Origin of the sequence: Klebsiella sp. JN_Kp121 (assembly GCF_040062145.1) — a bacterium.
Classification (GTDB): domain Bacteria; phylum Pseudomonadota; class Gammaproteobacteria; order Enterobacterales; family Enterobacteriaceae; genus Klebsiella; species Klebsiella aerogenes.
The window spans coordinates 72184-92162 of record NZ_JBEAHX010000027.1; the positions used below are offsets into that span (position 1 = coordinate 72184).

Below are 19979 nucleotides of genomic sequence, written 5' to 3' on the forward strand. Positions count from 1 at the left end.
CCACGAAGTGGCGATTTTGGCGGCCAGAGCCCGGGAGTACAGAGGGCGGCGGCGACTGGCCGCCCTCTGTGCGCTCCCTGCGCTATGAGAGACATAAAGCAGAAGAAAAATCGGGAGCGCAATGTGTTCGGAAGCGACAGAAAACAACCGTTTTGCCCGAACCGAATCAATCGCAAACTGATAATAGTATCTTGTATAACCGTTTCAATTATTCACTTACCAGGTTTGGCATAACTCTCGTTTTCCTCACCATCAGTAAAGCGCCAGCGACGTTTCCAGTTAGCCGCTTACAAACGCCCCTGCGCCTGTAGCCATTCACGCACCAGAAACAGCGCGCTGACGTTACGCGCTTCATTGAAGTCTTCTTCTTCCAGTAGCGACATCAGCTGCGACAGCGGCCAGCGCACCTGCGGCAGCGGTTCCGGCTCATCGCCCGGCAGCGATTCCGGATAGAGATCTTCCGCCACCATAATGTTCATTTTGCTGGAGAAATAAGATGGCGCCATGCTGAGCTTCTTCAGGAAGGTCAATTGACGGGCGCCGAAACCCACCTCTTCTTTCAGCTCGCGGTTGGCGGCTTCCATGGCCGTCTCGCCGGGGTCGATAAGCCCTTTGGAGAAACCCAATTCGTAGGATTCGGTACCGACCGCATATTCGCGGATTAAAATAATGTGGTCGTCAACAATCGGCACAATCATTACGGCTTCACGCGCGGTGGGCCGCATGCGTTCATAAACGCGACGCACGCCGTTGCTGAACTCCAGGTCCACGCTTTCAACATTAAAAAGACGCGAACGCGCTACCGTTTCAACGTTGAGAATGGTGGGTTTTTGTAATGATTTGCTCATTGTCATCGGTCTATGCTGTGATTACAGAAGTCATTGTGCGATACGCAGCACGGTTTCGGCAATCCAAATTGCCACTAATTTACATAGTTGCAACGTTTTGCTTGCAATGCAAAGATTCATAAAGATAAAAAAGTCAATAGGTTGAATTTGTTTTGAGAATTTACCGATTCCTGAGTTTTCCCGTTTTTGATAAGCTTACATGCTGCTGCATTGCACAATAAAATTTCCTGCATTAGACAACATGTGCCGATAAACAATTAAAATTACTATGACGATGGGATGGGCATGGGCACCTTTCTGACCTTTTTCACAGCTCTGCTACTCTGTGTCTTGCTTATCGGGTGGTGGTATCGATCTCATGCCAGACGTCGTCGCCTCCCCTTACTGCAAGCCTTTAGCGACGCGACGACCCGCAAGCTTTCTGATGATGAACGCCAGGCGGTCGAAAAGTATCTCGATGGCCTCAGCCAGTCGCAACAGGTACCGGCGACCGGCGCCAGCGTCGCGCCTGTCGCCCTGAAACTGAATGAGCAGAGCGACACCGTTTATACCGTCACCCGCGCCGTCACCCGCTATGGCATTTCGTCTGATGAGCCAAACAAATGGCGCTACTTCCTCGACTCGGTGGAGGTTCACCTGCCGCCGTTCTGGGAACAGCATATCAACGACGAGAACAGCGTCTCGCTGATCCCAACCGACAGCCTGCCGCTGGTGATTGTTCTCAATGACCACACCTTGCGCGACTATCCGCAGGAAGCCCGCAGCTACGCGCTTGAACGCGCATCGGCTACCCAGGCGTCGATTCGCGGTGAGGAGAGCGAGCAGGTCGAGCTGCTGAACATCCGCCAGGAAACTCAGGAAGAGCATGCTCTCAGCCGTCCTGACAGCCTGCGCGAAGGGATTATGATCGTCGCAGCCTTCCTGCTGTTCTATTGCTGCCTGATCTCCCCTGACGTCTTTGCGCCGTGGCTGCTCGGCGGCGGCGTACTGTTGTTGGCAGCGGGCTTATGGGGCATCTATGCGCCGCCGCTGGCCGGTTCGCTACGCGAGATCCACTGCCTGCGCGGAATGCCGAAACGCTGGGGACTGTTTGGCGAGAACGATCAGGAACACGTCAATAATATTTCGCTGGGGATTATCGACCTTATCTATCCGCGCCACTGGCAACCGTGGATCGCCCAGGACCTGGGGCAGCAAACCGATATTGATATTTATCTTAACCGCCATGTGGTTCGCCAGGGGCGCTTCCTGTCGCTGCACGATGAAGTGAAAAACTTCCCGCTGCAGTACTGGCTACGCAGCGCGATTATCGCCGCCGGCGCGCTGCTGGTCGTCATCATGCTGTGGATTAGCGTCCCGCTGAATATGCCCTTTAAATTCACGCTCTCCTGGCTTAAGGGGGCGCAGACCATCGAAGCCACCACCGTCGGCCAGCTTGAGAAGGCGAAAGTCCGCATCGGCGACACGCTGCAGTTAAAAGGTACCGGAATGTGCAACATCCGTACGCCGGGCGCCTGGAGCGCGAAAGAAGCCTCACCGTTTACGCCGTTCGATTGTTCTCAGATCATCTGGAACGATGCGCCTCCCCTGCCGCTGCCGGAGTCCGATATCGTCGGTAAAGCCACGGCGCTGGTCCAGGCGGTACAGCGCCAGTTGCATCCTGACCCGGACGACGATTCACACGTTAGCCCGGCATTACGTTCGGCAATTCAAAAATCAGGAATGGTACTGCTGGATGACTTCGGCGATATCGTGCTGAAAACCAACGAGCTCTGTTCGGCGAAAGATGATTGCGTGCGTCTGAAGAACGCGCTGGTCAACCTTGGCAATACCCGCAACTGGGAAGCGCTAACCAAACGCGCCACCGCCGGTAAGCTCGATGGGGTAAACGTGTTGCTGCGGCCGGTGAGCGCCGAATCGCTGGAGAATCTGGTGACCACCTCAACCGCGCCGTTTGTGATGCGTGAAACCTCCCGCGCGGCGCAGGCGCTAAATAGCCCGGCGCCTGGCGGATTCCTGATCGCCAGCGATGAAGGCAGCGAACTGGTCAATCAGCCGTGGCCGGCTATCAGCCTGTACGATTATCCCGCCCACGAGCAGTGGGGAGAGCTACAGCGTCTGGCGGGTATGCTGATGCATACACCATTCCATGCGGAGGGGATTGTCACCAATCTTTATACCGACGCCAATGGCACCCAGCATATCAACCTGCACCGCATTCCCGATCGCAGCGGGCTGTGGCGCTATCTTGGCACCACTCTGCTGCTGCTGGCGATGCTTGGCTGTATGTCGTGGCACGGCGTGCAGGCGATCCGCCGCTATCAGCGCCAGCGTCAGCGCATGGAAGAAATTCAAAAATATTATGAAAGCTGCCTGAATCCGGTTCTCATCCCTTCCCCGGATCATCAAGATTAATTCCTGCGCGGCAGGGTGTGATACCCTGTCGCGCATTTCCCCCCTCGCTGGAGACTCACCATGCAAATCAATATCGCGTGGCAGGAGGTTGATACCGTTCTGCTGGATATGGATGGCACGCTGCTCGACCTCGCCTTCGACAACTACTTCTGGCAAAAACTGGTCCCGGAAACCTGGGGCGCCGCGCGCGGACTCAACCTGCAGGAAGCCAAAGCGGCAATGCATCAGGAGTATCACGCCGTGCAGCATACGCTAAACTGGTACTGTCTTGATTACTGGAGCGAGCGACTGGGTTTGGATATTTGTGCGATGACCAGCGAGCAGGGGCCGCGGGCAAAACTGCGGGAAGATACCGTGCCATTCCTTGATGCGCTGCGGGCCAGCGGCAAGCGCCGCATCCTGTTGACCAATGCGCACCCGCATAATCTGGCGGTGAAGCTCAAGCACACCGGTCTGGACGCGCACCTTGATTTATTACTTTCCACCCACACATTTGGTTATCCGAAAGAGGATCAGCGCCTGTGGCGCGCGGTGGCGGAAGAAACCGGCCTTGATGCGCGCAAAACGCTGTTTGTCGATGACAGCGAGGCTATCCTGGACGCGGCGGCGCAGTTCGGTATTCGTTATTGCCTGGGCGTCACCAATCCGGATTCAGGCCTGGCGGAAAAACAGTATACCCGCCATCCCGGCGTGAACGATTACCGGCGGCTGATCCCTTCCCTGACTCCGGAGGAGAGGCCATGAAAGATAAGCCCGCAGAAAACGTCAGGCTGGACAAATGGCTTTGGGCAGCCCGCTTTTATAAAACCCGCGCCATCGCGCGCGAGATGGTTGAAGGCGGCAAAGTGCACTACAACGGACAACGTAGTAAGCCGAGCAAAATCGTCGAGCTGAATGCCACCCTGACCCTGCGTCAGGGCAACGATGAGCGTACCGTTATCGTCAAAAGCGTTACCGAACAACGCAGGCCAGCCAGCGAAGCCGTTATGCTGTACGAAGAGACGGCGGAAAGTATCGAGAAACGCGAAAAAGTGGCGCTGGCGCGTAAGCTGAATGCGCTAACGATGCCGCACCCAGACAGACGTCCGGACAAAAAAGAGCGCCGCGACCTGATGAGATTTAAACACGGCGACAGCGAATAGCGCTGCCGCCAGCAAGAGAGATGATTATGACTCAACACGATCAATTACATCGTTATCTGTTTGAAAACTATGCCGTGCGCGGTGAACTGGTCACCGTATCGGACACGTTGAAACAGATCCTGGCCAACCATAGCTACCCGCAGCCGGTGAAAACCGTGCTGTCGGAGCTGCTGGTCGCCACCAGCCTGCTGACCGCCACGCTGAAGTTCGCCGGCGATATTACCGTTCAGCTGCAGGGCGACGGCCCGCTCTCGCTGGCGGTGATCAACGGCAATAACCAGCAGCAGCTGCGCGGCGTCGCTCGCGTTCAGGGTGAAATCCCGGAAGGCGCGGACCTGAAAACGCTGGTTGGCAACGGCTACCTGGTCATTACCATCTCTCCACAGGAAGGCGAGCGCTATCAGGGCGTTGTTGGCCTGGAAGGCGATACCCTGGCGGCATGCCTGGAAGATTACTTCCAGCGTTCCGAACAGCTGCCGACCCGACTGTTCATTCGTACCGGCGAGCACGACGGTAAAGCGGTGGCTGGCGGCATGCTGCTGCAGGTGATGCCGGCTCAGGACGCGCAGCTTAACGACTTCGAGCATCTGGCGACCCTGACCGAGACCATCAAGGCGGAAGAGCTGTTCACCCTGCCGGCGACCGATGTATTATGGCGCCTGTACCATGAGGAAGAGGTGACGGTATACGACCCGCAAGACGTCGAGTTCAAATGCACCTGTTCTCGCCAGCGCTGCGCCGATGCGCTGAAGACGCTGCCGGATGAAGAAGTCGACAGCATCCTCGCCGACGAAGGCGAAATTGATATGCATTGCGACTACTGCGGTAATCATTATCTGTTCAACGCGATGGATATCGCCGAGATCCGCAATAACGCCTCGCCGGCGGATCCGCAGGTACACTAATCGCCCTTCTCGCCGGGCGTTGCCGGGTTTTTCTGGCCCGCCGCGCCTGGCGTCAATTATTTCGACCGCGTGTTGAATCGATTTTCACTGAAAGAGTTACGTAACTTTCTTTCAAGAAAGCGATTACATTCACATTTCAGCAGTTTTTTTAATTACTTTTTAACCATTCGGAAACATCTATCGCCACCTGCGGCCGTTTTCCTGAGATAATCACGCGCACTTCGTGACAGGAGTCACTGTGTTTTTCGTAAGAAAGGCGTTTGTCGAGATACGTAAATCTATGAGCCTGGTCGCGGTCTATTCCCTGAAAGAAACCCTACAATTTAAAGCAGTACATATTGGCTAAGGAGCAGTGACATGCGCGTTAATAGTTTAACCCCGCAGGATCTCAAGGCTTACGGTATCAATGACGTCCAGGAAATTGTCCACAACCCGAGCTTCGATACGCTGTATCAGGAAGAGCTCGACCCGAAACTGGAAGGTTATGAGCGTGGCGTATTAACCAATCTTGGCGCCATCGCCGTCGATACCGGCATTTTCACCGGCCGTTCGCCGAAAGATAAATATATCGTCCGTGACGATACCACTCGCGATACCGTGTGGTGGTCTGATAAAGGCAATGGCAAGAACGACAACAAGCCGCTCTCCCAGGAAACCTGGCAGCACCTGAAAGGCCTGGTGACTCACCAGCTGTCGGGCAAACGCCTGTTTATCGTCGACGCCTTCTGCGGCGCCAACGCCGACACCCGCCTCAGCGTGCGCTTCATTACTGAAGTCGCCTGGCAGGCACACTTTGTTAAGAACATGTTCATTCGCCCGAGCGAAGAAGAACTGGCAGCCTTCGAGCCGGACTTTATCGTCATGAACGGCGCGAAGTGCACCAACCCGCAGTGGAAAGAGCAGGGTCTGAACTCCGAAAACTTCGTGGCTTTCAACCTGACCGAGCGCATCCAGCTCATCGGCGGCACCTGGTACGGCGGCGAAATGAAGAAAGGGATGTTCTCGATCATGAACTACCTGCTGCCGCTACAGGGCATCGCTTCGATGCACTGCTCCGCTAACGTCGGCGAAAAAGGCGATGTCGCCGTGTTCTTCGGCCTCTCCGGCACCGGTAAAACCACCCTCTCCACCGACCCGAAGCGCCGCCTGATTGGCGATGACGAGCACGGATGGGATGATGACGGCGTATTTAACTTCGAAGGCGGCTGCTATGCGAAGACCATTAAGCTGTCGGAAGCCAACGAGCCGGATATCTATCACGCGATCCGCCGCGATGCGCTGCTGGAAAACGTCGTGGTACGGGCTGACGGCACCATCGATTTTGATGACGGTTCGAAGACCGAGAACACCCGCGTCTCCTACCCGATCGACCATATCGAAAATATCGTTAAGCCAGTGTCGAAAGCCGGTCACGCCACCAAGGTTATCTTCCTGACCGCCGATGCCTTTGGCGTATTGCCGCCGGTTTCACGCCTGACCGCTGACCAGACTCAGTACCACTTCCTGTCTGGCTTTACCGCCAAGCTGGCCGGTACCGAGCGCGGCGTCACCGAGCCGACCCCAACCTTCTCCGCCTGCTTCGGCGCCGCGTTCCTGTCGCTGCACCCGACGCAGTACGCTGAAGTGCTGGTGAAACGCATGCAGGCTTCCGGCGCCCAGGCTTACCTGGTCAACACCGGCTGGAACGGTACCGGTAAACGTATCTCAATTAAAGATACCCGCGCGATTATCGACGCCATCCTCGACGGTTCGCTGGATAACGCCGAAACCTTCACCCTGCCGATGTTCAACCTGCAGATCCCAACCGAGCTGCCGGGCGTCGATACCCATATCCTCGACCCGCGTAATACCTACGGTTCTCCGGAGCAGTGGCAGGAGAAAGCCGATCAGCTGGCGAAACTGTTTATTGAGAACTTCGAGAAATATACCGATACCCCGGCCGGCGCTGCGCTGGTTGCGGCCGGTCCGAAGCGTTAATCAGGTCACAGAGACAACAAAGCCGGGCGATGCCCGGCTTTTTTATTTTTATACGCTAATCAACTCTCTTTCGCAGGCTTCGCCGGCGACAGCGCGCGATGCACCGGAATCGGTAACCAGGCGCGGATCAGCAGGCCGCCGCGTTCGCTGGTGCCAATCTCCAGGCGACCGTTATGATTGTCGATAATACGCTGCACTATCGCCAGCCCCAGCCCGGTGCCGCTGGTGCTACGGGCGCTATCGCCACGCACAAACGGCTGGAACAGATGTTCGCGCTGTTCCGGTTTAATTCCCGGGCCGTCATCTTCCACCTGGAACCAGGCACGGCTGGCTTCGCTGCCGCTGCTGACTTTAATCCAGCCCTTACCGTAACGAGCGGCGTTCACCACCATATTGGCTAACGCGCGTTTAATCGATAGCGGATGCAGACGCAGCGGAATTTCTCCGGCCTGCAGATCGGTGGCGATTTCCCGCTCGTAGCCGCTTTCGGCGGCGATCACTTCGCCTAACACGGCATTGAGATCCGCAAGCTCCATCGGCATCTCCTGGCCGGTGCGCAGGTAATCAATAAACTGCTCGATGATGGCGTTGCACTCTTCGATATCTTTATTGATCGACTCGGCAAGATAGCCGTCCTGTTCGCCCATCATCTCCGTCGCCAGCCGGATCCGCGTCAACGGCGTGCGCAAATCGTGGCTGACCCCGGCCATCAGCAGCGTACGGTCATCCGCCAGCTGTTTGACCCCGGCGGCCATATGGTTGAAGGCGCGGGTCACCGAACGCACTTCCGACGCGCCGTATTCGCGTAGGGGCGGCGGAATAATCCCACGTCCGACCTGCAGCGCGGCGTGCTCCAGATCGACCAGCGGCCGGTTCTGGATACGGATGAATAGCCACGCGCCGCCAATGGCCAGCAGCATTATCGCCAGCGTATAACGGAATAGCGGCGAGAAATCGCCCTGATGGATTTCAGTCAGCGGTACCCGCACCCAGATATTCGGCGACAGCCAGGTCTTCAGCCACACCACCGGCGAGCTTTTGTTGACCTCAACCCGCACTTCGGTCGGCCCGCCAAGCTGGTGCGCCATCTGCTGGCTTAAGAATTCATAATGCTGCGCCCAGCGCAGGCCTGCGTCTTCCGCTGCCTCATTGGAATAGAGCGAAATCCCCAGCTCGCGGTAAATTTCGCGGCGAAACGCCGGCGGAACCACCAGTTGGGTGCCGTCTTCCAGCTGCAGTTTATCGGTCATCAGCATACGGACTTCGTATGCCAGCACCTTGTTAAACTGCTGCAGGCTCGGCAGGATCGCGAAATTCAGCACCACCAGATAGGTCGTCACCAGGCTGACGAACAGCAGGGTGACGATCAGTAACAGGGTGCGGGCAAATGAGCTTCGCGGCGAAAAACGCACGCGCTTCATGCCTTAGAACCGTCCGGCACGAAGACGTAGCCCAGTCCCCAAACGGTCTGGATGTAGCGCGGATGCGCCGGATCTTCTTCCACCATGCGACGCAGGCGGGAGATTTGTACGTCGATGGAACGCTCCATCGCCGAGTACTCGCGGCCGCGGGCAAGGTTCATCAGCTTATCGCGGGACAGCGGTTCACGCGGATGGCTAACCAGCGCTTTTAATACCGCGAACTCACCGCTGGTGAGCGGCATCGGCTCATCTTCACGGAACATCTCGCGGGTGCCGAGGTTCAGTTTAAATTTGCCAAAAGCGATCACCGCTTCTTCTTGCGATGGCGCGCCCGGCAGCTCGTTCGCCTGGCGGCGCAGCACGGCGCGGATACGGGCCAGCAGTTCACGCGGGTTAAACGGTTTAGGAATGTAGTCATCGGCGCCGATTTCCAGGCCCACGATACGGTCCACTTCTTCCCCTTTCGCCGTCACCATAATGATCGGCATCGGGTTGCTCTGACTACGCAGACGGCGGCAGATAGATAAACCATCTTCGCCCGGCAGCATCAGATCCAGCACCATCAGGTGGAAGGATTCACGGGTCAGCAGGCGATCCATCTGTTCAGCGTTCGCCACGCTACGAACCTGGAAGCCCTGCTCGGTCAGATAACGTTCCAGCAGCGCGCGCAGGCGCATGTCGTCATCCACAACCAGAATCTTATAATTCTCTTGCATTGTTTGTACTCCCAAAGGTTCACTGCAATCGTTAGTGCGTATTCTTAAAAACCCACGCTAATACGACCAGCCAAATCTGGTATATATTCTAGTCGAAATTGTTACAAAGCATATTAAACAGCAATTTATACCCGTCATTCTTCAAGTTGCACGTGCGTTGGCTGCGTGCGCTCACCCCAGTCACATAGTTATCTATGCTCCTGGGGATTCACACACTTGCCGCCTTCCTGCAACTCGAATTATTTAGGGTAAACCCGTCATTCTGAGCAAAATTTACCACCGGCGCGACAAAAAAGAAAAAGGCGGAGGGTCTCCTCCGCCTTTTTAGCTAATTTTGCCGCTTACGCGCGTCGTTGGCTCATGCCGTACCACAGCACCACCAGGAAGCATAGCAGCGGCAACCCATAGGCCAGCGCGGTGCTGTAGCGGTCGGCCAGCGCCCCCATAAAGTAAGGCATAATCGCCCCGCCGACGATGGCCATAATCATAAACGAGCTGGCGCGTTTGGTATGGCTGCCCATATTTTTAACGCCCAGCGCGAAAATGGTCGGGAACATAATCGACATAAAAAAGAAGACCGCAATCAGCGCCACCACCGACACGCCGTCGATACTCATCATCACCAGACCGCAGAGCACGATATTGACCAACGAATACACCATCAGCAGCGTCGCCGCCTGCACCCGCCCCATCAGCCAGGTACTGAAGAAACGACCGACCATAAAGCTAATCATCGCAATCGACAGCAGATAGGAAGCGTGCTGGTTTGTCACGCCATGCCAGTGCTCGGTCGCATAGTTGATAAAGAACGCACCCACGCCGACCTGCGCGGCAACATAAAAGAACTGGGCGATAACCCCGCCGGTAAAGTGGCGATGCTGCCACAGCCCCTGCGCCGCTTCTTGCTGACTGCCCTCCTCTTCGCGAATATCCGGCATCGGCGTGCGGCGGAACAGCAACGCGATGGCCAGCACCAGCACGGCGATAGCGACATAGGTGATTTTTACCGAGCTCTGATCGCCGGTATCGCCCTGAGTAGCTGAAAAGAACAGCGTGCCGCCGATCAGCGGGCCAATAAATTGCCCCAGTCCGTTAAACGACTGCGCCAGATTCAACCGCCGCTCGGCGCCTTTACTATCGCCAAGTACCGTCGCATAAGGGTTCGCCGCGGTCTCAAGACAACCTAATCCACAGGCAATCACAAACAGCGCGAACAGGAACAGCGCAAAGCTATTCACGCTCGCCGCCGGCACAAACAGCAGCGCGCCAAGCGCATACAGGCACAAGCCGACCAGGATCCCCGCTTTATAACCGCGTTTATCCATAAAGTAGCCGGCGGGCAGCGCCACCAGGAAGTAGGCGCCAAAATAGGCCGCCTGCAGTAAACCGGACTGCGCTTTGGTGACGTGCAGGGTCTCCTGAAAATGTTTATTGAGAACATCGAGCAGGCCGTAAGAGAGCCCCCACATAAAGAACAGGCTGGTGACCAGCATAAATGCCCAGCGCAGATTAGGGGTCGCCCCGGCGCGGGCCGCCAGCGGCTCCGCCGTTTTATTCACTAGCATGGTGAGATCCTCAGTAGAGTACAGAGTTGTTTTATTGATCCTGCAAAGAGAATATGCGCTCCATCGACACCCATTTTTCGCCTGCCGGCGTCCAGGGGGTGGTAACCTGGTATTGCCACATCAGCGCTTCCCAGCGCTGAATGACCGGGTGGTTCAGGCTGTGCTGAGCAAAGCGTTCGCCATCGAAATCCCCGGCGACCTCCATCACCATAAACAGCCGCGTGCCAAGCCGGTAAATCTCCATATCCAGCACGCCATGGGCGCGCAGATGCCCGGCGACTTCCGGCCAGATACGTTCATGCAGACGCTGGTATTCGGCAATTTTCTCCGCCGAATCGACCAAATCCAACGCCTGACACAGTCGCCGCCGCGCGGCGGTAACGCTCATGACAGCGCCCTATCGAGATGCAAATATCCGCCGTCCACCGATAGCCACTGCCCGGTAGTGTGCGACGCACGCGAGGAGATAAGAAACACCACGGTATTGGCGATCTCTTCCGGCGTGGTCATGCGTTTGCCCAACGGGATGCGTTGGTTAATCGCCGCCATCTGCCGCTGCGGGTCAGGGAAGGTATTTATCCAGCGCTGGTACTGCGGCGTCAGCACTTCTGCCGGCACCACCGCGTTGACCCGCACGCCGCTCTCGCGCAGCGATACCGCCCATTCACGGGTTAATGCCAGCACCGCCCCTTTCGCCGCGGTATAGCCGCTGGTGCCGCCCTGGCCGCTGAGCGCGGTTTTCGAGGCGATATTGACGATAGCCCCCCGCGCCACCTCTAACGCTTCGCGGCATAGGTGGGCCATCTGATAGTAGTGGATCAGGTTTTTTTCAAGCGATCCGAGAAACGCCTCACGCCCGGCCTCGAGCCCTACGCCATCGTTCACTCCGGCGTTATTCACCAGCGCATCAATACGACCAAAGCGCGCCAGCACCTGGCTCACCGCCCTGGCGCATTCAGCCTCCTGGCACAGGTCGGCGATAATCAGCTCACTTTGCGGCGCGATTTGCTTCAGCCTATCCATAAACCCCTGCTCTGGCTGGGCGTTAGTGACGATGACCGGCACCGCCCCCTCTTCCGCCAGCAGTTGCGTTACCGCCGCGCCGATCCCCGAGCCGCCGCCGGTGACGATAACCACTTTGTCTTTAAGAAATAGATCCACGCTTCGCCTCCGTTAAACCATAAACCCGACAGGCAGTGCCGCCCCAGATAGCTGACCGCTGCGTTTCCGTCAGCGGGGCCAGCGCCGTTTCGCACAGCTGGTAAACCTGGCGGTACTCCGCCGCCAGCAGGCATACCGGCCAGTCGGAACCAAACATCAGCCGCTGCGGGCCAAACAGCTCCAGCGCGGCGTCGAAGAAAGGCAGCAGTTGCTGCTCGGTCCAGCATCCGCCCGCGGCCTCGGTCACCAGACCAGAAAGCTTAAGCGCCACGTGCGGTAGCGCCGCCAGCGGCCGCGCCTGTTCGGCCCAATGGGCCGCGCCGCGCGCGATATCCGGCTTGCCGAAATGGTCGAGTACCAGCCAGTGATCATCGTGGCGGGCGGCAAAGCGTGCCGCCGCCGCGAGATGACGATGGGTAACCAACAGATCCCAGCTATAGCCCTGGCGCTGCAACTGCTGCATTCCTCGCGAGACCGCCTCGCGCTCAAGCCACGCTGCCGGATCGGCTTCATCCTGCACCTGATGGCGCAACCCGCACAGCTGGTCGCGCCACTGCGTCAGCTTGTCCTCGAGATCCGCGGCGGTAATATCCAGCCAGCCCACTACGCCGCATACGCCAACCGCCTGAGAAACCTGCGCCACCAGCCAGGCGGTTTCGTTTTCATCATGACGCGCCTGCACCACCACCGCGCCATCGAGCCGGTGCTGCGCCAGCAGCGGCTGGAGCTGCGGGGGGTAAAAATCCCGGCGCAGTTGCGGCATGTCGTCATCAATCCACGGGTAATCCTGTGGCTGATAGCGCCAGTAGTGGTGGTGGGCGTCAATGCGCAACATGCGCTTCTCCACGGTAGCGGTACTGCTCGATAGAAGCCTGATGCATTTCAATCGAGTAGCCCGGCGCCTGCGGCGGCATATAAGCTGCGCCGCGGATTTCGCAAGGGTGCAGGAAGTGCTCGTGCAGATGGTCAACAAACTCAATCACCCGCCCTTCATGGGTACCGGCGATGCACAGGTAGTCAATCATCGACAGGTGCTGGACGTATTCGCACAGCCCGACGCCGCCGGCGTGCGGGCAAACCGGCAGGTTGTACTTCGCCGCCATCAGCATCACCGCCAGCACTTCGTTGACGCCACCTAACCGGCAGGCATCGATCTGCACCACGTCAATCGCGCCGCGCATAATGAATTGTTTGAACATAATCCGGTTCTGGCACATCTCGCCGGTGGCGACCTTCACCGCGCCGATGTTTTCGCGGATCTTGCGGTGGCCTTCGATATCATCCGGGCTGGTCGGCTCTTCGATAAACCACGGGTTGGCGAAGGCCAACGCTTTGACCCATGGAATGGCGGCGTCCACTTCCCATACCTGGTTGGCATCAATCATCAATTTCCGCTCGGGGCCAATCACTTCCCGGGCAATGCGCACGCGGCGGATATCATCTTCAATATCGCGCCCGACCTTCAGCTTGATATGCGAGAAACCGGCGTCCACCGCCTGCTGACAAAGGCGACGCAGTTTTTCATCACCGTATCCCAGCCAGCCCGCTGAGGTGGTGTAGCACGGATAACCCTGCGCCTGTAGCTGTTCGAGACGCTGGGCTTTGCCCTCCTCACGGCTTTCCAGCAGGCGCAGCGCCTCCTCCGGGGTAATGCAGTCGGTGATGTAGCGAAAATCGATACAGCGCACCAGCTCGGCCGGGCTCATATCGGCGACCAGTCGCCAGACCGGTTTGCCTTCGGCCTTCGCCCACAGATCCCACACCGCATTGACCACCGCGCCGGTCGCCAGGTGAATCGCGCCTTTGTCCGGGCCAATCCAACGCAGCTGGCTATCGCTGGTAAAGCGCCGCCAGAAGGTGCCCATATCGGCGGCGATCGTCTCGAGTTGCTCGCCGACGATTAAATGCTCCAGCGCCTGAATCGCCGCGCAGCAAATTTCGTTGCCGCGGCCAATGGTGAAGGTCAACCCGTGACCGGTGAGCTTAGGATTGTCGGTTTCGAGGATCACGTAGGCGGCGGAGTAATCCGGGTCGGGATTCATCGCATCGGAGCCGTCCAACTGCTGCGAAGTGGGGAAGCGAATATCCTCTACCCGCAGGGCGGTAATTTGCGTCATTGTTTGTCCTCCACGGTCAGCTGCTGCTGTTCGCCCAACCCTTCAATGCCCAAACGAATAGTCTGGCCGGCGCGTAAATAAACCGGCTGCGGTTTCTGGCCCATACCCACCCCAGGCGGCGTACCGGTGGAGATGACATCGCCCGGCTGCAGGCTCATAAAGCGGCTCAGGTAGCTGATGATATAGGGCACTTTGAAAATCATGGTGCGGGTGTTGCCGTCCTGATAGCGCTTGCCGTCGACCTCCAGCCACAGGTTAAGCGCGTTGGGATCGGGGATTTCATCGGCGGTGACCAGCCAGGGGCCCGTCGGCCCGAACGTGTCGCAGCCTTTGCCCTTATCCCAGGTGCCGCCGCGCTCAATTTGATACTCACGTTCGGAGACGTCATTAATCACGCAGTAGCCAGCAACGTGCTGCATGGCGTCGCGCTCGTCGATATAGCGCCCGCCTTTGCCAATCACTACCCCTAATTCGACTTCCCAGTCGGTCTTTTGCGAACCGCGCGGGATAATCACGTTGTCGTTTGGGCCAACCACCGCGCTGGTCCACTTGCTGAATACCACCGGCTCCTGCGGAATATCGGCGCCGGTCTCCGCGGCGTGATCGGCATAGTTCAGGCCGATGCAGATAAACTTACCGATACCGCCAACGCAGGCGCCAATACGCGGATTGCCTTCAACCAGCGGCAGGCTGTAGAGATCCAGCTGGCGCAGACGCGCCAGACTCTCCGGCAGCAGCGCGTCGCCGCGCAGGTCGCTAATATATTGCGACAGGTCGCGCAGGCGGCCGTCGTTATCGAGTACGCCCGGACGCTCGCTGCCGGGATTGCCAAAACGAAGTAATTTCATGCGTTTTCCTGATAGTGAAATAAAGCGCCGCGCGGTTAGTTGCTCCAACCGCCGTCAATAATCTGCACCGTGCCGGTGGTGTAGGCGCTGGCGTCGGAAGCCAGGTACAGCGCCAGTTGGGCGATCTCTTCCGGCTTGCCGATGCGGCCAATGGGCTGGCGGGCGACAAACGCCTCATAAACCGCCTCTTCGCTCAGCCCCTGCTCGCGCGCCTGCTCGGCAATACGTCCGCGTAGGGAAGGTGAATCGACGGTGCCCGGACAAATCGCATTACAACGAATGCCCTGGGTGACGAAATCCGCCGCTACCGAGCGGGTCAGGCCAATGACCGCCGCTTTACTGGCGCTGTAGGCGAAGCGGTTTGGTACTCCTTTCACGCTGGAAGCTACCGATGACATGTTGATAATCGAGCCGCCGCCGCGGGCGATCATCGCCGGCAAAAAGGCGCGAATCGTGTGGAACATGGCGGTGACGTTCAGATCGAGGGCGAACTGCCACTCCCGCTCGCTACATTCAAGAATGCTGCCGCTATGCACCACCCCGGCGCAGTTGAACAACACATCCAGCGGGCCCAGCGTTTCCGCGGCGGCGGCAATCGCATCCGCGCGGGTGACATCCAGCTGCAGCGGCTGTACGCCGGGGATATCGCTCAATCCGGCAATGTTGATATCGCTGGCAATCACTTCCGCGCCGGCGGCGGCAAACAGCCGCGCGCAGCTGTTGCCAATCCCCTGCCCTGCGGCGGTAATCAGAACGCGTTTTCCGGTTAGTTCCATTTCTCTCCCCTGGTCTAAAGGACTAATGGTCAGGCCATTGGTGGTAGTCAAAGGCCTGACCTTTCGCATGACAAGTCAGGCATAACCCGCTATCGTGAAGCTTAGATGTTGCAAAAACGGCCACAAACGGCACATTGGTTAACCAATTAATTACACTCGACTAACAAACACTCAAGTGTGCTGGCCAATATTTGTGCGCTTTATCACTGTCTATCGCATGAGCAAAGGTGAAACATGCCGATTACCAGACTGGAAAACCCAAGGATTTACAGACAGATAGCAGACCAACTCAAGCGATTAATTGAGAACAACGAATTTCCGCCCGGCAGTCGTCTTCCGTCTGAGCGAGATTTAGCCCAGCAATTGAACGTCAGCCGCGCATCGGTACGCGAAGCGCTGATTGCGTTGGAGGTGATTGGCCTGGTGGACGTGCGCGTCGGCAACGGGGTAATCGTCAAATCGCAAACGCCGCTCGTCGCCACCAAAGAGCCGGTGATGGCGCAGGCCGGTCGCGACCAGTGGACGGAGATCGACGACGAACTCAACATAGACCTCGATTTTAACGCCGAACTACCGCCCTTTTCTCTGCTGCAGGCGCGCCTGTTAATCGAACCGGAAACCGCCGCGCTGGCGGCGCGTCATGCCAGCCCCGAAGAGCTGGCCGCTATCCGCGAGGCCTTTGAGCAAAACTGTCGCGATAACCGCGCCGGTTCGACCACCCATCCCGGCGACCGCCTGTTCCATATCCGTATCGCTCAGGCCAGCGGCAACCCGGCGTACGCGTTTATCATCGGCCACCTGCTCGGCCACCGCTACGGCAGTATGTTCCGCATGCTGCAGCGCCACTATACGCCGGACGATATGCCGCATCGCTCGGAACAGGAGCATCGCGCGATCCTTGAAGCCATTGAGGCCCACGACGTCCGTGCGGCAAAGAAAGCAATGAAAAATCATATTGATCAGGTGATTACCATTTTTACCCGCAGCCAGTAGCCGCGATTTCTGCGCCCACCGCTTTACCTTGCCGAAACGGCTGGTTAAGGTACGGCAGGACGAGATTATTTTGGATGAACCACAGATGAAAACGCCGCTGATCACCCGTGAAGGGTATGAAAAACTGAAGCAAGAGATGGATTACTTGTGGCGTACAGAGCGCCCGGAAGTCACCAAGAAAGTGACCTGGGCGGCGAGTCTTGGCGACCGCAGTGAAAACGCCGATTATCAGTACAATAAAAAGCGCCTGCGCGAAATTGACCGCCGGGTGCGTTATCTCACCAAGTGTCTGGAAAATCTCAAAATCGTCGATTATTCCCCGCAGCAGGAAGGCAAAGTGTTCTTCGGCGCGTGGGTGGAAATCGAGAACGACGATGGTGATACCAAGCGCTTTCGCATTGTCGGCTACGATGAAATCTTCGGCCGCAAAGACTATATCTCTATCGATTCGCCAATGGCGCGCGCTTTACTGAAGAAAGAGGTGGGCGACCTGGCTATCGTTAACACCCCGGCGGGCGAAGCCAGCTGGTACGTCAATGAAATTGAATACGTGAAATAGCGCCGGAACATTCCGAGAGAACCCGGTCGCGGCTGGCATTTTAGCCTGGCAGCCCGTATAACTATCCCCTGATTTTGACCCTAATGATGAATAAAACCGATGATGAATGATTCGCTCTGCCGCATTATTGCGGGTGAACTTCAGGCCAGAGCCGAACAGGTAGAAGCTGCCGTTCGCCTGCTTGATGAAGGGAACACCGTGCCGTTTATTGCACGTTATCGTAAGGAAGTCACCGGCGGTCTGGATGACACGCAGCTGCGTAATCTGGAAACTCGCCTCGGGTATCTGCGCGAACTGGAAGACCGCCGCCAGGCGATCCTCAAATCGATCGGCGAACAGGGCAAGCTCAGCGAAGCGCTGGAAAAAGCCATCAACGCCACCCTCAGCAAAACCGAGCTCGAAGATCTCTACCTGCCGTACAAACCTAAACGCCGCACCCGCGGGCAAATCGCCATTGAAGCCGGTCTCGAACCGCTGGCCGATCTGCTGTGGAATGAGCCTTCCCACGATCCGGAAACCGAAGCGGCAAACTATATCGATGCCGATAAAGGCGTGGCGGATAGCAAAGCCGCTCTCGACGGCGCGCGCTATATCCTGATGGAACGCTTCGCGGAAGACGCCGCCCTGCTGGCGAAAGTACGTGATTATCTGTGGAAAAACGCCCATCTGGTGGCCAGCGTCGTCAGCGGCAAGGAAGAAGAAGGCGCTAAATTCCGCGATTACTTCGACCACCATGAACCGATCGCTTCCGTGCCGTCGCACCGCGCGCTGGCGATGTTCCGCGGGCGCAATGAGGGCGTGCTGCAGCTGTCGCTCAACGCCGACCCGCAGTTTGATGAGCCACCGAAAGAGAGCCACTGCGAGCAGATCATTATCGATCATCTCGGCCTGCGCCTGAATAACGCCCCGGCGGACAGCTGGCGCAAAGGCGTCGTCAGCTGGACCTGGCGCATCAAGGTGCTGATGCACCTCGAAACCGAATTAATGGGCACCGTGCGCGAACGCGCGGAAGACGAAGCGATTAACGTATTCGCCCGTAATCTCCATGACCTGCTGATGGCCGCGCCTGCCGGCCTGCGCGCCACCATGGGTCTTGACCCAGGCCTGCGTACCGGCGTCAAAGTGGCGGTAGTCGACGGCACCGGCAAACTGGTGGCCACCGATACCATCTACCCGCATACCGGCCAGGCGGCTAAAGCCGCCGTCGTCGTGGCGGCGCTGTGCGAAAAACATAACGTTGAGCTGGTGGCTATCGGCAACGGTACCGCTTCCCGCGAGACCGAGCGTTTCTTCCTCGACGTGCAAAAACAGTTCCCGAAAGTGACCGCCCAGAAGGTGATCGTCAGCGAAGCCGGCGCGTCGGTCTACTCGGCTTCCGAACTGGCGGCGCAGGAGTTCCCGGACCTCGATGTTTCCCTACGCGGCGCGGTCTCTATCGCCCGCCGTCTGCAGGATCCGCTGGCCGAGCTGGTGAAAATCGATCCGAAATCAATCGGCGTCGGCCAGTATCAGCATGACGTTAGCCAGACGCAACTGGCGCGTAAGCTGGATGCGGTGGTGGAAGACTGCGTAAACGCCGTTGGCGTCGACCTTAACACCGCCTCGGTGGCGCTGTTGACCCGCGTCGCGGGCCTGACCCGTATGATGGCGCAGAATATCGTCGCCTGGCGCGACGAGAACGGCCAGTTCCACAACCGCCAGCAGTTGCTGAAGGTAAGCCGTCTGGGGCCAAAAGCCTTTGAACAGTGCGCCGGCTTCCTGCGCATTAACCACGGCGACAACCCGCTGGACGCCTCGACCGTTCACCCGGAAGCCTACCCGGTGGTCGAGCGTATTCTGGCCGCTACCCAGCAGGCGCTGAAAGATCTGATGGGCAACAGTAGCGAACTGCGCAACCTGAAAGCCTCTGATTTTACCGATGATAAGTTCGGGGTGCCGACGGTATCCGATATCATCAAAGAGCTGGAAAAACCGGGCCGCGATCCGCGCCCTGAGTTTAAAACCGCCCAGTTCGCCGACGGCGTTGAGACGATGAACGACCTGCTGCCGGGGATGATTCTGGAAGGTGCGGTCACCAACGTCACCAACTTTGGCGCCTTCGTCGATATCGGCGTGCACCAGGATGGCCTGGTCCACATCTCTTCGCTGTCGAATAAGTTCGTTGAAGACCCGCATACCGTGGTCAAAGCGGGCGATATCGTCAAAGTGAAGGTGATGGAAGTGGACCTGCCGCGTAAACGCATCGCGTTAACGATGCGCCTCGATGAACAACCGGGCGACAGCAACGCGCGCCGCGGCGGCGGCAACGATCGCCCGCAGGGTAACCGCCCGGCGGCAAAAGCGGCGAAGCCGCGCGGTCGCGATGCTCAGCCAGCCGGCAACAGCGCGATGATGGATGCGCTGGCCGCCGCGATGGGCAAAAAACGCTAATCCTTCCCTGCCCCTCTCTACGAGGGGCAATTTTCCGCTTTTTAATGCCTGAGCCTCGATTAATATATTCCAGTAACCTTTCAATAAGTTCGAAATTTATAAAGTT

At 57.8% G+C, this 19979-nt stretch carries 18 protein-coding genes; 8 read left to right on the forward strand and 10 right to left on the reverse strand.

Annotated features, from left to right (window positions below):
* Positions 1 to 287: 287 nt before the first annotated feature.
* Positions 288 to 848: an ADP compounds hydrolase NudE gene (nudE, locus tag ABLU86_RS18880; protein ID WP_015703662.1), complete on the reverse strand. Its 561-nt coding sequence runs from the start codon at positions 846 to 848 to the stop codon at positions 288 to 290.
* A 285-nt stretch (positions 849 to 1133) separates the two neighbouring features.
* On the opposite strand from nudE, the gene ABLU86_RS18885 reads away from it, so the two are divergent.
* The 5 genes from ABLU86_RS18885 to pckA all read left to right on the forward strand — a co-directional run bounded on the left by ABLU86_RS18885 (position 1134) and on the right by pckA (position 7287).
* Positions 1134 to 3263, forward strand: a complete 2130-nt coding sequence (locus ABLU86_RS18885; protein ID WP_015703663.1) for an intracellular growth attenuator family protein — start codon at positions 1134 to 1136, stop codon at positions 3261 to 3263.
* A gap of 60 nt (positions 3264 to 3323) precedes the next feature.
* Entirely contained in the window at positions 3324 to 4007 is a 684-nt protein-coding gene (gene yrfG / locus ABLU86_RS18890; protein WP_015703664.1) for a GMP/IMP nucleotidase, read from the forward strand.
* Positions 4004 to 4405 carry a ribosome-associated heat shock protein Hsp15 gene (gene hslR, locus ABLU86_RS18895; RefSeq protein WP_045413199.1) on the forward strand — a complete coding sequence of 134 codons (402 nt, stop codon included), beginning with the start codon at positions 4004 to 4006 and terminating at the stop codon, positions 4403 to 4405. Before yrfG ends, hslR begins: the two co-directional genes overlap by 4 nt.
* 26 nt (positions 4406 to 4431) lie before the next feature.
* Positions 4432 to 5310: an Hsp33 family molecular chaperone HslO gene (gene hslO, locus ABLU86_RS18900; protein WP_348796417.1), complete on the forward strand. Its 879-nt coding sequence runs from the start codon at positions 4432 to 4434 to the stop codon at positions 5308 to 5310.
* A 357-nt stretch (positions 5311 to 5667) separates the two neighbouring features.
* Positions 5668 to 7287, forward strand: coding sequence for a phosphoenolpyruvate carboxykinase (ATP) (gene pckA, locus ABLU86_RS18905; protein WP_015703667.1), 1620 nt, complete (start codon positions 5668 to 5670; stop codon positions 7285 to 7287).
* Between the two features lie 59 nt (positions 7288 to 7346).
* Here the strand turns inward: pckA and envZ are convergent, their stop codons facing one another.
* From envZ to ABLU86_RS18950, 9 genes are all read right to left on the reverse strand, one after another.
* Positions 7347 to 8708 carry a two-component system sensor histidine kinase EnvZ gene (envZ, locus tag ABLU86_RS18910; RefSeq protein WP_015369373.1) on the reverse strand — a complete coding sequence of 454 codons (1362 nt, stop codon included), beginning with the start codon at positions 8706 to 8708 and terminating at the stop codon, positions 7347 to 7349.
* Entirely contained in the window at positions 8705 to 9424 is a 720-nt protein-coding gene (gene ompR / locus ABLU86_RS18915) for a two-component system response regulator OmpR (RefSeq protein WP_001157751.1), read from the reverse strand. Before ompR ends, envZ begins: the two co-directional genes overlap by 4 nt.
* Positions 9425 to 9765: 341 nt before the next feature.
* Positions 9766 to 10989, reverse strand: coding sequence for an L-fucose:H+ symporter permease (gene fucP / locus ABLU86_RS18920; protein WP_020077794.1), 1224 nt, complete (start codon positions 10987 to 10989; stop codon positions 9766 to 9768).
* Between the two features lie 31 nt (positions 10990 to 11020).
* Entirely contained in the window at positions 11021 to 11377 is a 357-nt protein-coding gene (locus ABLU86_RS18925) for an L-rhamnose mutarotase (protein WP_348796418.1), read from the reverse strand.
* Positions 11374 to 12150 (reverse strand): SDR family oxidoreductase, encoded by a 777-nt coding sequence (locus tag ABLU86_RS18930; RefSeq protein ID WP_042893919.1) that lies wholly within the window; start codon positions 12148 to 12150, stop codon positions 11374 to 11376. Before ABLU86_RS18930 ends, ABLU86_RS18925 begins: the two co-directional genes overlap by 4 nt.
* Positions 12134 to 12985: an amidohydrolase family protein gene (locus tag ABLU86_RS18935; protein ID WP_213193534.1), complete on the reverse strand. Its 852-nt coding sequence runs from the start codon at positions 12983 to 12985 to the stop codon at positions 12134 to 12136. The genes ABLU86_RS18930 and ABLU86_RS18935 overlap by 17 nt, the downstream gene beginning before the upstream one ends.
* Positions 12972 to 14267, reverse strand: coding sequence for an L-fuconate dehydratase (locus tag ABLU86_RS18940; protein ID WP_047054568.1), 1296 nt, complete (start codon positions 14265 to 14267; stop codon positions 12972 to 12974). The genes ABLU86_RS18935 and ABLU86_RS18940 overlap by 14 nt, the downstream gene beginning before the upstream one ends.
* Positions 14264 to 15115 (reverse strand): fumarylacetoacetate hydrolase family protein, encoded by an 852-nt coding sequence (locus ABLU86_RS18945; RefSeq protein WP_015369367.1) that lies wholly within the window; start codon positions 15113 to 15115, stop codon positions 14264 to 14266. The genes ABLU86_RS18940 and ABLU86_RS18945 overlap by 4 nt, the downstream gene beginning before the upstream one ends.
* Before the next feature lie 35 nt (positions 15116 to 15150).
* Positions 15151 to 15891 carry an SDR family oxidoreductase gene (locus ABLU86_RS18950; RefSeq protein ID WP_015703673.1) on the reverse strand — a complete coding sequence of 247 codons (741 nt, stop codon included), beginning with the start codon at positions 15889 to 15891 and terminating at the stop codon, positions 15151 to 15153.
* A gap of 234 nt (positions 15892 to 16125) precedes the next feature.
* On the opposite strand from ABLU86_RS18950, the gene ABLU86_RS18955 reads away from it, so the two are divergent.
* The 3 genes from ABLU86_RS18955 to ABLU86_RS18965 all read left to right on the forward strand — a co-directional run bounded on the left by ABLU86_RS18955 (position 16126) and on the right by ABLU86_RS18965 (position 19873).
* Positions 16126 to 16884: a FadR/GntR family transcriptional regulator gene (locus ABLU86_RS18955; protein WP_015369365.1), complete on the forward strand. Its 759-nt coding sequence runs from the start codon at positions 16126 to 16128 to the stop codon at positions 16882 to 16884.
* A gap of 85 nt (positions 16885 to 16969) precedes the next feature.
* Positions 16970 to 17443 (forward strand): transcription elongation factor GreB, encoded by a 474-nt coding sequence (gene greB / locus ABLU86_RS18960; RefSeq protein ID WP_015703675.1) that lies wholly within the window; start codon positions 16970 to 16972, stop codon positions 17441 to 17443.
* A gap of 99 nt (positions 17444 to 17542) precedes the next feature.
* The gene (locus tag ABLU86_RS18965; RefSeq protein ID WP_015703676.1) at positions 17543 to 19873 is read left to right on the forward strand and encodes a Tex family protein; all 2331 of its coding nucleotides are present in this window, start codon (positions 17543 to 17545) and stop codon (positions 19871 to 19873) included.
* The last annotated feature ends 106 nt before the right edge of the window (positions 19874 to 19979 follow it).

Coding starts and splice junctions, on each gene's coding strand:
- nudE (WP_015703662.1), bottom strand. CDS start 848: ATGAGCAAATCATTACAAAAACCCACCATTCTCAACGTTGAAACGGTA.
- ABLU86_RS18885 (WP_015703663.1), top strand. CDS start 1,134: ATGGGCACCTTTCTGACCTTTTTCACAGCTCTGCTACTCTGTGTCTTG.
- yrfG (WP_015703664.1), top strand. CDS start 3,324: ATGCAAATCAATATCGCGTGGCAGGAGGTTGATACCGTTCTGCTGGAT.
- hslR (WP_045413199.1), top strand. CDS start 4,004: ATGAAAGATAAGCCCGCAGAAAACGTCAGGCTGGACAAATGGCTTTGG.
- hslO (WP_348796417.1), top strand. CDS start 4,432: ATGACTCAACACGATCAATTACATCGTTATCTGTTTGAAAACTATGCC.
- pckA (WP_015703667.1), top strand. CDS start 5,668: ATGCGCGTTAATAGTTTAACCCCGCAGGATCTCAAGGCTTACGGTATC.
- envZ (WP_015369373.1), bottom strand. CDS start 8,708: ATGAAGCGCGTGCGTTTTTCGCCGCGAAGCTCATTTGCCCGCACCCTG.
- ompR (WP_001157751.1), bottom strand. CDS start 9,424: ATGCAAGAGAATTATAAGATTCTGGTTGTGGATGACGACATGCGCCTG.
- fucP (WP_020077794.1), bottom strand. CDS start 10,989: ATGCTAGTGAATAAAACGGCGGAGCCGCTGGCGGCCCGCGCCGGGGCG.
- ABLU86_RS18925 (WP_348796418.1), bottom strand. CDS start 11,377: ATGAGCGTTACCGCCGCGCGGCGGCGACTGTGTCAGGCGTTGGATTTG.
- ABLU86_RS18935 (WP_213193534.1), bottom strand. CDS start 12,985: ATGTTGCGCATTGACGCCCACCACCACTACTGGCGCTATCAGCCACAG.
- ABLU86_RS18940 (WP_047054568.1), bottom strand. CDS start 14,267: ATGACGCAAATTACCGCCCTGCGGGTAGAGGATATTCGCTTCCCCACT.
- ABLU86_RS18945 (WP_015369367.1), bottom strand. CDS start 15,115: ATGAAATTACTTCGTTTTGGCAATCCCGGCAGCGAGCGTCCGGGCGTA.
- ABLU86_RS18950 (WP_015703673.1), bottom strand. CDS start 15,891: ATGGAACTAACCGGAAAACGCGTTCTGATTACCGCCGCAGGGCAGGGG.
- ABLU86_RS18955 (WP_015369365.1), top strand. CDS start 16,126: ATGCCGATTACCAGACTGGAAAACCCAAGGATTTACAGACAGATAGCA.
- greB (WP_015703675.1), top strand. CDS start 16,970: ATGAAAACGCCGCTGATCACCCGTGAAGGGTATGAAAAACTGAAGCAA.
- ABLU86_RS18965 (WP_015703676.1), top strand. CDS start 17,543: ATGATGAATGATTCGCTCTGCCGCATTATTGCGGGTGAACTTCAGGCC.